Source organism: Raineyella fluvialis, from assembly GCF_009646095.1.
GTDB lineage: Bacteria > Actinomycetota > Actinomycetes > Propionibacteriales > Propionibacteriaceae > Raineyella > Raineyella fluvialis.
Genome location: NZ_CP045725.1, coordinates 1,761,276 through 1,773,373 on the forward strand (window position 1 = coordinate 1,761,276; position 12,098 = coordinate 1,773,373).

General features: G+C 70.2%; 9 protein-coding genes. 4 read left to right on the forward strand and 5 right to left on the reverse strand.

Annotation, left to right across the window (positions count from 1 at the left end):
- Positions 1-20: 20 nt before the first annotated feature.
- Positions 21-2,579: a DEAD/DEAH box helicase gene (locus Rai3103_RS07990; protein ID WP_153572147.1), complete on the forward strand. Its 2,559-nt coding sequence runs from the start codon at positions 21-23 to the stop codon at positions 2,577-2,579.
- A gap of 142 nt (positions 2,580-2,721) precedes the next feature.
- Positions 2,722-3,555 (forward strand): VldE C-terminal domain-containing protein, encoded by an 834-nt coding sequence (locus Rai3103_RS07995; protein ID WP_153572148.1) that lies wholly within the window; start codon positions 2,722-2,724, stop codon positions 3,553-3,555.
- A 303-nt stretch (positions 3,556-3,858) separates the two neighbouring features.
- On the opposite strand, the gene Rai3103_RS08000 is transcribed toward Rai3103_RS07995, so the two are convergent.
- From Rai3103_RS08000 to Rai3103_RS08020, 5 genes are all read right to left on the reverse strand, one after another.
- Entirely contained in the window at positions 3,859-4,239 is a 381-nt protein-coding gene (locus Rai3103_RS08000; RefSeq protein ID WP_153572149.1) for an FKBP-type peptidyl-prolyl cis-trans isomerase, read from the reverse strand.
- Entirely contained in the window at positions 4,236-4,973 is a 738-nt protein-coding gene (locus Rai3103_RS08005; RefSeq protein WP_153572150.1) for a M50 family metallopeptidase, read from the reverse strand. The genes Rai3103_RS08000 and Rai3103_RS08005 overlap by 4 nt, the downstream gene beginning before the upstream one ends.
- 60 nt (positions 4,974-5,033) lie before the next feature.
- A complete protein-coding gene (locus Rai3103_RS08010) occupies positions 5,034-6,008 on the reverse strand; it encodes a type IV toxin-antitoxin system AbiEi family antitoxin domain-containing protein (RefSeq protein WP_153572151.1) in 975 nt (324 codons plus the stop codon).
- A 603-nt stretch (positions 6,009-6,611) separates the two neighbouring features.
- Positions 6,612-8,138: a deoxyguanosinetriphosphate triphosphohydrolase family protein gene (locus tag Rai3103_RS08015; protein WP_153572152.1), complete on the reverse strand. Its 1,527-nt coding sequence runs from the start codon at positions 8,136-8,138 to the stop codon at positions 6,612-6,614.
- 41 nt (positions 8,139-8,179) lie between these two features.
- On the reverse strand, positions 8,180-9,100 hold the full coding sequence (locus Rai3103_RS08020) for a D-hexose-6-phosphate mutarotase (RefSeq protein WP_153572153.1): 921 nt from the start codon (positions 9,098-9,100) through the stop codon (positions 8,180-8,182).
- 110 nt (positions 9,101-9,210) lie between these two features.
- Between Rai3103_RS08020 and pgi the strand changes: the two genes are divergently transcribed.
- Both pgi and Rai3103_RS08030 read left to right on the forward strand, forming a co-directional pair.
- Positions 9,211-10,878 carry a glucose-6-phosphate isomerase gene (pgi, locus tag Rai3103_RS08025; protein WP_153572154.1) on the forward strand — a complete coding sequence of 556 codons (1,668 nt, stop codon included), beginning with the start codon at positions 9,211-9,213 and terminating at the stop codon, positions 10,876-10,878.
- A 182-nt stretch (positions 10,879-11,060) separates the two neighbouring features.
- On the forward strand, positions 11,061-12,059 hold the full coding sequence (locus Rai3103_RS08030; protein WP_153572155.1) for an aldo/keto reductase: 999 nt from the start codon (positions 11,061-11,063) through the stop codon (positions 12,057-12,059).
- The last annotated feature ends 39 nt before the right edge of the window (positions 12,060-12,098 follow it).

Genomic DNA, 12,098 nt, shown 5'->3' on the forward strand with positions numbered 1-12,098 from the left:
AACCTGAGAGGATGCTGCTGATGATGCTCACCGACGTGATCCCCGCCACTCCTGACCCCGACGCCCTCTACGAGGCCTTCTCGGGGTGGGTCGAGGGTCGCGGAATCACGCTCTACCCCCACCAGGACGAGGCGGCGATCGAGCTCTTCTCCGGCAACAATGTGATCCTCGCCACACCGACCGGCTCGGGCAAGACGCTGGTCGCCACGGCCGCGCAGTTCGCCGCCCTCGCCCAGGACGGGGTGAGCTTCTACACCGCGCCGATCAAGGCACTGGTGTCGGAGAAGTTCTTCGCGTTGTGCGAGATCTTCGGCGCTGAGAACGTCGGCATGCTCACCGGGGACGCCTCGGTCAACCCCGACGCCCCGATCATCGCCTGCACCGCGGAGGTGCTGGCCAACATCGCGCTGCGGGAGGGTCGGTGGGCCGACATCTCCCAGGTGGTGATGGACGAGTTCCACTTCTACGCCGAGCCCGATCGGGGGTGGGCCTGGCAGGTGCCGCTGCTCTGCCTGCCGCAGGCGCAGTTCCTGTTGATGTCGGCCACGCTGGGCGACGTCTCGTTCTTCGCCAAGGACCTGACCGAGCGCACCGGGCATCCCACCGCCGTGGTCGACGACGCCGAGCGTCCGGTGCCGTTGTCGTACTCCTGGTCGCTCGACCCCATGCACGAGCTGCTCGAGGAACTCGTGACCACCCACCAGGCCCCCGCGTACGTCGTGCACTTCACCCAGAAGTCTGCGCTGGAGACCGCGCAGGCGCTGCTGTCGGCCAAGCTCACCTCACGCGAGGAGAAGGACCGGATCGCCGAGGAGATCGGCGCATTCCGCTTCCATACCGGCTTCGGCCGCACGCTGTCCAAGCTGGTCCGCTCCGGCATCGGCGTGCACCACGCCGGGATGCTGCCGCGCTACCGCCGGCTGGTCGAACAGCTCGCCCAGGCCGGCCTGCTCAAGGTCATCTGCGGCACCGACACGCTCGGTGTGGGGATCAACGTGCCGATCCGTACGGTCGTCTTCACCGGACTGACGAAGTTCGACGGGACCCGGCACCGGCTGCTCAAGGCGCGGGAGTTCCACCAGATCGCCGGGCGTGCGGGGCGCGCGGGCTTCGACACCTCGGGGCGCGTCATCTGCCAGGCGCCGGAGCACGTGATCGAGAACGAGCGGGCGCTGGCCAAGGCCGGCGATGACCCGAAGAAACGGCGCCGCGTGGTCCGCAAGAAGGCTCCGGAGGGCTTCGTCTCGTGGACCGAGGAGACCTTCGACCGGCTGAAGGGCGCTGAACCGGAGGCTCTCGTCTCGCGGATGCGGGTGAACGAGGCGATGATCCTCAATGTCGTCGCCCGACGCGGCGACCCGTTCGCGAACATGCGTGACCTGCTGCTGGGCTGCCACGAGGACGAGCGCAGCAAGCGCCGGTTGGTCCGCCGGGCGCTCCGGCTGGCCCGCGGGCTGCTCGAGTCGGGCGTGCTCGTCCGGCTGCCGGCGGCGGACCAGACGGGTCGGATCTACGAGATCGCCCCCGAACTGCAGGACGACTTCGCGCTGAACCAGCCGCTGGCGCCGTTCGCGCTGGCGGCCTTGGACCTGCTCGACCCCGAGTCGCCGACGTACGTGCTGGACGTGGTGTCGATCATCGAGGCGATCCTCGACGACCCGTTCCCGGTGCTGTTCGAGCAGCAGCACAAGGCCCGCGGCCAGGCGATCGCCGAGATGAAGGCTGACGGCATCGAGTACGACGAGCGGATGCGGCTGGTCGAGGAGATCACCTGGCCCCAGCCGCTGGCCGACCTGCTGGAGCCTGCGCTGACGGTCTTCGCGCACACCCACCCGTGGGTGTCGGCCGATCAGCTCTCGCCGAAGGCCGTGGTCCGCGACATGTACGAGCGGGGCCAGACCTTCACCGAGTTCGTCAGCCACTACGGGGTGGCGCGCAGCGAGGGACTCGTCCTGCGTTACCTCTCGGATGCCTACCGTACGTTGCGCCAGACCGTGCCCGAGTCCCGCCGCACCGAGGAGTTCGACGACCTGCTGGAGTGGCTGGGGGAGACGGTGCGCCAGACCGATTCGTCACTGCTGGACGAGTGGGAGGCGCTGACCGACCCGGAGGCGGTGGCCGAGGCGGCCGCGCGGGTCGCCGCGGGACAGCAGCTCGCGCCGACCCGGCCGATCACCGGCAACGCCCGGGCGTTCCGCGTGATGGTCCGCAACGCGCTCTTCCAGCGGGTCCGGCTGGCGGCCGACGACCGGTTCGGGCAGCTGGCCGCGCTGGATGCGTACGCCGCCGGCCTGCTCGGCGGTGGTGTGCGTCCGCCACTGGACGAGGCGGCCTGGGAGGACGCCCTCGGCGACTACTGGGACGACCACGAGACCCTCGGGGACGGCCCCGCCGCCCGTGGGCCGAGTCTGCTGCTGGTGGAGGAGAAACCGAAGCAGGGGGTCTGGGAGGTCCGCCAGATCATCGACGACCCGGCGGGGGACCACGACTGGTCGATCCTGGCCACCGTGCACCTGCAGGCCAGCGACGAGGCCGGCGAGCCGGTGGTGCTGGTGGAGTCGTTCGCACGGATGGGGTGAGGCTCGGCACTCGTCCGCCGCGCCCAGGTTGTCCACAGGTTTTCCACAGGTTGTCCGCTCTGCGTGACCCGATTGTGATGATCGGCCGGGTGTCCCCTAGGATCCAATCGGACCTCCCGTCACCCCCACCGGAAGGGTCATCGTGAACCAGGCACGCCGCGCCGCACCGCAGTCCCCGAGGTCGAGCCTCCGCGACATCGCGGTCTCCCTCCGCGGGCCGCGAGGTGGCGAGCGCCCGAGCCGTGCACTGATCGACCCGGACGAGCCCCAGGGCATCGGCGCCCGGGCGACCCGCCTGCTGGTGCCGGGCGTGGCAGCCTCGGTCGTGGCGGTCGGCACCGTCGGGGTGGTTCTGGGGTCCCAGCGGACCGCCGGGCTGGAGGCGGTACCGGCGGCGGCGATCCCCCAGGACATCGCCCTGCGCAACACCTCGGGAGCCAGCCGCTCCGAACAGCGCCTGCTCGCCCCCTCGGAGACCCCCAGCGCCACCGCGATGGCGTCGGCGACCCCGTCGGCAACACCGTCTGCCTCCTCGACGCCGAGCCCCACGCCGTCCGCGACCAAGGCCTCGACGCCGAAGGCCTCGTCGCTGAAGTCGTCGGCCTCGCCGCAGCCGTCCGGATCCGTGGCGAACTGCCCCAAGCCGAGTGGGTGGCTCGGGGCCAACGCCCAGCGGGTCTACGAGGTGAGCTGCCAGGTCTTCTCGTACGTCACCGCGTACGGAGGATCCCGCGACGGTGATCCGGGACCGCACGGGACCGGGCACGCCCTGGACATCATGATCGGGGACTCCACCCGCGGCTGGGACATCGCGAACTACATGCGGGCCCACGCCTCCAGCCTCGGGATCACCGAGGTCATCTACCAGCAGAAGATCTGGACCACCCAGCGCTCCTCAGAGGGTTGGCGGCCGATGGAGGACCGCGGATCGCCCACGGCGAACCACATGGACCACGTCCACGTCACCGTCTCCTGAGGCACCCCTCAGGGGCACGGGCCCCGACGCATCTGGCGTCCTTGGCGCCGCTGCGGCGCGGCACAAGTGACACAGACGCCGTCGTTCCAGTTACCCGCCGAGTGCCGACGCCCGGCATCTGCCCAGAAGCCCGGCGGCTGTGGCGGGGAGCGGGGCCACACCAGCAGAACACCCCGAGGATGACGGTTCCCGGCGGCGGCGCGCCGTGTGGGACCGCCGGTTGACGGCCCGATGCGCCACTCGCCGGGAACGATGTCCCCGGGGTGTGATTGGCGGAGGAGGATCACCCCTCCGGGAGTCGTGTCAGCGCTGTCCGCGGACGTTCACCAGGTCGCAGACGAAGATCAGGGTCTCACCGGGAGCGATGACGCCGCCGGCGCCACGGTCGCCGTAGGCCAGGTGCGAGGGGATGACCAGCTTGCGGCGGCCACCGACCTTCATGCCCTGGACGCCCTGGTCCCAGCCCTGGATCACCTGGCCGACACCGAGCTGGAACGCCAGCGGGGTGCCGCGGCGGTAGGAGGAGTCGAATTCCTCGCCGGAGGAGTACGCGACCCCTACGTAGTGGACGTCGACGACGTCGCCGGCCTTGGCCTCGGTACCCTCGCCGACGATCTCGTCGACGATCTGCAGCTCGGTGGGAGCCGGGCCCTCGGGCGGGTCGATCTCGGGGATATCAGTCATGCCGTCGAGCCTAGCGGCAGGAGCGGCGTGACCAACCCCGTGGCACCGAGAAGCATCCAGCCACCGAGCAGGAGCCCCGCCAGCGCCACGAGCATGAAGAGGCCGGTCCACAGCGCTGCGGGGACGTGGGTGAGCCGGGCCAGTTGGGCCGGGTCGGAGCCACGGTCACGCGTACCGGCGAGCTCCAGCGTCGGGCGTACGGCCCCCAGGAGCAGCACCCAGCAGAGCAGGTAGGCCAGCCAGCTCTGGAGGGCGACGGGCAGATACCAGGTGGCGAGCCCGAGTGCGCCGCCGACCACGAGGATCACCAGGAGCCCGTAGAGGTTACGGATCGCCAGCAGCATCAGCGCAAGGACCAGCAGGAACACCCACAGCAGGCCGGAAGCGTGACCGGTCCCCAGGATCGCCGCGGCGCCGACGCCGACGACGGCCGGGGCGGTGTAGCCGGCGCTCAGTGTGGCCACCATGCCGGGACCGCCTGCCCGTCCGCGAGTGACCGTCACCCCGGAGGTGTCGGCGTTGAGCCGGATGCCCTCGAGCCGGCGTCCGCAGAGCCCGCCGACGACGGCGTGCCCGGCCTCGTGGGTGATCGTCACCAGCATCCGGGTCGTACGCCATAGGGGTCGGAGTCCCACGAGCAGGATCGCCGCGAGGCCCAGACCGAGCACCACGGACGGGCCGGGCAGGGGCTGGGCGATCAGGGCGCGGTGCAGGATCGCGGACAGGATGTACACGTGCCCAGTCTGGCGCTGTCGGCAAGGTCGGGGCCGGCGATGAGATCGTCGGTCTCGGCCTCAACGGCCTCTGCCGCGATCCAATGCGCGTCGGATCCGGGTCGCCAGCGCGTGGGGATCCTCGAGATCGGCCCACGTCCACCGCACGACTTCCAGACCAAGCCCCCGCAGTCTGTCCTCACGAAGCTTCTCTCGGTACACCACGGCGCCCGGATCCTTGCTCGGTGCCCCAGCGCCCTGGTACTTCAGCCGTCCGTCGAACTCTCCCGCGGTGTGGTGCTCCGGCCAGCCCAGATCGCATCTCGCGACGAAGTTGCCCCGTGGGTCGCGGACCTCCCATTGCAGTTCCGGGGTGGGAAGCCCTTCGTGGGCTAGGAGGACCCGGCTGATCGACTCGCCACCGCTCTCGGCCCTCGGATCGGCGAAGGCCAGGACCACTCTCGCCTTCGCGATCCCGTGCCGCCCGGCGTCCTTGGCGATGATCCTGGTCATCTCGTCCCGGATCGCAGCCCCTCGTGTGCGGAGCACATGGTCGGCCAGCGCTACGGCTTCCGGCTTCGGCCCGGTGCGGGCCACGTCGACGACCGTACGGGCGGGCGTGGTCACCCGCAGGCCGTCGACCAATTGCCACTGGCCGCTGGGGACCGGGGCGGTATGAGTCACCAGCCTCTGCCGAATGCTGCCACCCCTGTCGCCCCTCGTGACATGGATGGCGTCGTCACCCAGCAGGCCCCACGGGACGTCGAGCCCCAGCCAGACCGCCGCGGACACATGACTGATCACGGTGTCCGGCTTCAGCAGCGGGCGGGCCGCCTGGATCATCGACCGGTGCCTGGCGACCGGGTCCTTCACTCCGGGCACGACGTACGCGCCACGGCGCAGACGATCCAACTTCCCGGCTCGGTAGCGTGCCGACAGGTCGCGGGGATCGAGGCCCAGGAGCTTGGCGTCGTTCACCGTGATGAGGTCGCCGGGCGGATGGTTCTCACCCAGAATGTGCAGGGCTTGGGGCGGATCGGTCGGAGTGGGCCTCATGGCTCCATCGAAGGCCTTGACTGCGCCGGACGGTAGCTCGGCAACGACATGGACAACACCTCGGGTGAACAGGACAACACCAGAGCCGGCTCGAGCTGCGTTACCCGCCCACACGGATACGTCCGAGGTGGCGTGGGTGGGCGCACGAAGGCCACAGGCCGGAGCCGCGGGTCTTGTCGCGGATGCTCCTGCGGGGGTGCTGGGTCCCCGCGGACGTTCATGTGCTCCCGCTGCCGTCCCGAGGTCCGCGAGGTACTTGAGGGTCCGCGGGGTGCTCGAGAGTCCGCGAGGTGCTCGAGGGTCCGCGGGTGTCGGAGCGCCTACAAGGTTGCCCTGCCGAGTCGGGCACGCGTCCCAGGTGCCCAGGCCGGAGCCGCGGGTCTTGTTGCGGACGTTGTGATGGCAGCCAAGCTCCCCGCGGACGTTCATGTGCTCCCGCTGCCGTCCTGAGGTCCGCGAGGTACTTGAGGGTCCGCGGGCTGCTGGAGCATCCGCGGGGTGCTCGAGGGTCGGCGCGATGCCGACAGGTCAGCAGGATGCAGTGTCCGCGCGGCGCTGGACGGTCCGCGGCGCGCTGGCGGACACCGCCCGCCCCGCAGCACCTCAGACCGACCCGCCACCCCACAGCAGGCCCGACCCACCGCGCAGCCGCGCCGCAGTCGCCTCGGCCTGGTGGTCCGTCATGGCCGCGACGAAGTCGATGATGCCGCGGCCGCGCCCCATCCGCAGCACGTCCTCGCGTGAGGTCATCCCGTCGAGCCAGCCCGGGTGGCGCCGGGCCACCCGCCGGTAGCCCTCGGTGGCGGTCTCGACCAGGTCGAGCAAGCGACGAGGGGCCCGGGTGGCGTCGAGCCGGTCGCCCAGCCAGTCGTCGAACGCCTCGACGATCTGCCGGATGACGTTCGCCTGCCCGCGCTGCATCAGGGCCAGGTCGGGGCGGTGCAGGACGAAGTACTGGTGGATGAACTTCAACACCTGCACCTCGTGCCAGGCCCCCGCCGACAGTTCGACGGACGACCCCCGCACCGGCGGGTCATCGACGAGGCGGACGGACGCGACCAGGTCGTCGATCCACGTCGAGGTGAAGCCGGACAGGGACCGATCGGCAGCCATCGAGCCGTCGTACGGGATCGCCAGCACCCCTTCGACGAACTCCTTGCCGACCCGTAGCACCGCTTCCAGATAGGCGTCGTCGTCGAAGATCCAGGCGTCCCGAGCCGCCAGCCGCCGCCGGAGCCCTTCGAGCCCGATCCCGGGAGCCCGGGTCAGCGCGGCCAGCCGCTCGTCGGGGAGCAGGGTGAGTTCGTCGCGCTGCTGCGCCCAGGTGCGGAACTCACTCGACACGGCCGAGAACTGCAGCACCCCGGCCCGGTGGAAGTCGTCCAGGTCGTGCAGGGAGTAGGCGACGTCGTCGGCCAGGTCCATCACGGCGCAGTCGAGGGTCTGCAGGTCGGGCCGGAGGTCCGGGAACGCCTTCCGGACCGCGATCAGCTCGTCCAGGTCGGGCACGTACGCGTTGAACTTGTACGAGCCGCCGCTGGCGTCCGGACGGGCGCCGCGGGGCTGCCGCGCCCAGGTCCGCGGATGGGGGTCGGGCCAGTGGTGCCGGCCCCAGGGGTACTTGAGGACCGAGGCGCGAACGGCAGTGGTCAGGTTGAGGCCCTCGTCACCGGGTCCGTGCGTCTCGAGTTCGGTGAGCACCCGGAAGGTCTGGGCGTTGCCCTCGAATCCGTCGTTCAGGCCGAACCGGGTTCGGGCCTGGCGGTCCAGTTCCTGCTCGCCGAGGTGGCCGAACGGCGGATGGCCCAGATCGTGGGCGCCGGCCCCGGCCTGGGCGACGACGTGGTTGAGGCCGCCGAGGGCCTCGATCCGCTCCGGTGCCGCGCCCTCCTCGAGGCGTACGGCGATCGCCCGGGCCACCGCGGTGACCTTGATCGTGTGGGTCAGCCGGTTGTGGACGATCCCGCCGGTGGTGCCGGCCGAGACCACCTGGGTGACCTCGGCGAGCCGGGAGAAGGAGGGGGAGAAGCGGATCCGCTCCAGGTCGACCCGGTACTCCGAGTTGGTCCCGGCGGCCAACGGCCGGGCGACCCCGTCCTCGGTGCGGGCCCGATCCGTACGCGTCGACATGGCCTCACTCTAATGGGAGGGCTCGCCGTCCCCCCTCACACTCAGGCCAGGCTGCGCCTCACGCCGCTCCGTTGCGTACGATCCACGGCGATCCGCTGGTGGATGGTGTGCGACTGGCCGGGGGACAGCGTGACGGCGCCCGCGCCGACGTTCGCCGCCTCGACGCAGAGCATCTCCTGCCACTCGTCGTTGCCGAAATCGCCCATCTTGGCCGACTTGCTGACGAAGGGGTTCCAGATGACCGTCTGCCCGGAGCCGCGCTTGTTGATCCCGAGGGTGCGCTTGAGCGTCGGGTCCTTGACCACCACGTCGCCCGCGTGCTGGTAGATGCGGTCGGTCTCCCCGACGATCACCACGGTGCCCCGCTGGTCGAACTCCCCGTTGATCACCTTGTCGTGGTAGCCGCAACCGTCCAACCCGTCGATGGTGATCCGGCGGGCGTCACCGACGTGCAGGTAGGTGTGCAGTGCCTCCTCGAAGGTGAACGGGGTACTGCGGTTGCCGTACGCCTCGACGCGCAGGTCGATGTCGAGCACCTGACCCACGGTGTAGGTGATGTCGGCGGCCCAGTCCCGGTCGAAGTCCTCCAGGCCGGCCAGGTCCACGTCGTGCCCGTCCAGGTGCAGGCGGAGCCGGATGCTGTCGGCGACCGGGGTCGCCTCCACCAGCGCCCAGCGGGTCAGCCGTGCGACACCATGCGGCGGGTAGTGCTGCCCGTCCGTCCCGGAGCCGAACCAGGGGAAGCAGATCGGTACGCCGCCTCGGATCGCCGCCCCGTCCTCGAAGCGCGACATCCCGCTCAGCCAGATGACCGGCTCCTGCCCGGTCGGCTGCCAGCCCGTGAGGTGACCCCCGTGCAGGTACACCTCCGCGGTGCATGAGCCGATGGCCACCCGCACCACCGGCTGGCCACCCTCGCCCTGCTCGAGCGTGACACCGTCGGGAAGCTCAGAGTTCTCCATGCCGCCACGGTAGCGGGTCGTACGGTCGTCGCGGCGCGGTATCGCGGGCGATCCCCCGTGGGGTGCGCCCCGGGCGGACGCGTGCGGACCTGCGGCCCTAGTCTTGCCTCATGCAGTCTCCCGTTGATGCCACCACCACCGAGGCCTGGGGGCGGCTGAGCTCCCTCGCCCAGGACTACCGACCGAACATGCGTACGTGGTTCGCCGAGGACCCGGGACGTACCGAGCGCCTCTCCTTCACCGCCGGGGACCTCTTCGTCGACATGTCGAAGAACTGGCTGGACGACACCATCGTGTCCAGCCTCGTCGACCTCGCCGACCAGGTGCACCTCACCGACCGGATCGACGCGATGTTCCGCGGCGACCGGATCAACGTCACCGAGGACCGCTCGGTGCTGCACACGGCGCTGCGCAAGCCCGCGGGCCAGTCGTTGATCCTCGACGGCAAGGACGTCGTGGCCGACGTCCAGGGTGAGCTCGACAAGATCTACGCCTTCGCCCGGAAGATCCGTTCCGGCGAGTGGCGCGGCATCACCGGCAAGACGATCCGGACCATCGTCAACATCGGCATCGGCGGTTCCGACCTCGGCCCGGTGATGGCGTACGAGGCGCTCAAGCCGTACGGCCAGCTCGGCCTGGAATGCCGCTTCATCTCCAACATCGACCCGACCGACGCGGCCGAGAAGACCTTCCTGCTCGACCCGGAGACCACGCTGGTCATTGTCGCCTCGAAGACGTTCACCACGCTGGAGACCATCACCAACGCCCGCATCGTCCGCAACTGGCTGCTCTCCACGCTGAAGGACCGCGGCGCGATCGCCGACGGTCAGGAGAACGAGGCCGTCGCCAAGCACTTCGTCGCCGTCTCGACCGCCCTGGAGAAGGTCGCCGCCTTCGGCATCGACCCGGCGAACGCGTTCGGGTTCTGGGAGTGGGTCGGTGGCCGCTACTCGGTCGACTCCGCGGTGGGCACGGCGCTGGCCGTCTACATCGGCCCGGACAACTTCGAGGCGTTCCTCGCCGGCTTCCACGCGATGGACGAGCATTTCCGTACGACGCCGCTCGAGCGCAACGTGCCCGCGCTGATGGGTCTGCTGAACATCTGGTACACGAACTTCCACGGCGCCCAGTCGCACGCCGTGCTGCCGTACGCCCAGTACCTGCACCGCTTCCCGGCGTACCTGCAGCAGCTGACGATGGAGTCGAACGGCAAGCGCGTCCGCTGGGACGGCACCCCGGTGACCTCCGACACCGGCGAGATCTTCTGGGGCGAGCCCGGCACCAACGGCCAGCACGCGTTCTACCAGCTGATCCACCAGGGCACCCGGCTCGTCCCGGCCGACTTCATCGCGGTCGCCAACCCGGCCAACCCGACCCGGGACGCCGAGAACGACGTGCACGAGTTGTTCCTCGGCAACTTCTTCGCGCAGACCAAGGCGCTGGCGTTCGGCAAGACGGCCGACGAGGTGCGGGCCGAGGGCACGCGTGAGGAGATCGTCTCCGCGCGGGTGTTCCCGGGCAACCGGCCGACCACCTCGATCATGGCGCCGGAGCTGTCCCCGTCCGTGCTGGGCCAGCTGATCGCCCTGTACGAGCACATCACCTTCACCGAGGGCATCGTCTGGGGCATCGACTCCTTCGACCAGTGGGGTGTCGAACTCGGCAAGCAGATGGCCAAGGAGCTGACCCCCGCGGTGGCCGGCAACGAAGCCGCGATCGAGGCCCAGGACCCGTCGACCAAGGCGCTGATCCGCTACTACCGCTCGCAGCGGGTCTGACAGGAGCGGGTCTCCTAGCTCGAGCCCTCCGATCCCTCCGCCCCACCCTGACCGTCCGCTGTCGGGGTGGGGCGGAACCGTTCCGGGGCACCTGCCGAGGCCACTGCCGGACGAACCCATCCGTACGATTCGTGGGGCGCGGGTCTTGACGCGGGGTGCCCCGATGGCGGTTGGCTGGAGTCATGACTGAGCTGACCAGGACCCTCGGCACCGCCTCGCCCCTCACCGTCTCCTCGATGGGGCTGGGTTGCATGGGCATGTCCGAGTTCTACGGTGCCCCCGACGAGGCCGCCGGACTCGCGACCATCCATCGCGCCCTCGACCTCGGCATCACCTTCCTCGACACCGCGGACATGTACGGCCCCTTCACCAATGAGAAACTCGTCGGCCGGGCGATCGCCGGGCGCCGCGACGAGGTGCAGCTCGCGACGAAGTTCGGCAACGTCCGCGGCCCGAACGGGGAACGGCTCGGCATCGACGGCAGCCCGGACTACGTACGCAGCGCCTGCGACGCCTCCCTGCAGCGTCTCGGCGTGGACCATATCGACCTCTACTACCAGCACCGCGTCGACCCGAAGGTCCCGATCGAGGAGACCGTCGGAGCGATGGCCGATCTGGTCACGGCCGGCAAGGTCCGCCACCTCGGACTGTCCGAGGCGTCGGCGGCGACGATCCGCCGGGCCCATGCCGTCCACCCGATCACCGCCCTGGAAACCGAGTACTCGCTCTTCACCCGCGACCTCGAGGACGAGATCCTGCCGACGATCCGTGAGCTGGGTATCGGTCTGGTGCCGTACTCCCCGCTGGGCCGTGGCATCCTCACCGGCCGGCTCACCGCCGAGTCCGTCGCCCAGGAGCGCGACTCCCGCAACACCCGCTACTTCCCGCGCTTCCAGGGCGACGCACTCGAGGCCAACCTGCGCCTGGTGGACCGTGTGAAGGAGGTGGCCGACGCCAAGGGGGTGACGCCCGGCCAGATCGCCCTCGCCTGGGTGCTCGCCCAGGGTGACGACGTCGTCCCGATCCCGGGGACCAAGCGGGTGGCCTACCTCGAGGAGAACGCGGCCGCCAGGGACATCGCGCTGACCGCCGACGAGGTCGCCGCGCTGACCGACGCCGTGCCGCGCGAGGCCGTCGTCGGCCCCCGCTACGGCGACATGAGCAGCATCGACAACGGCTGACAGCTTCCCTTGATCGCCCCCGACGGCCCACAGGTCGTC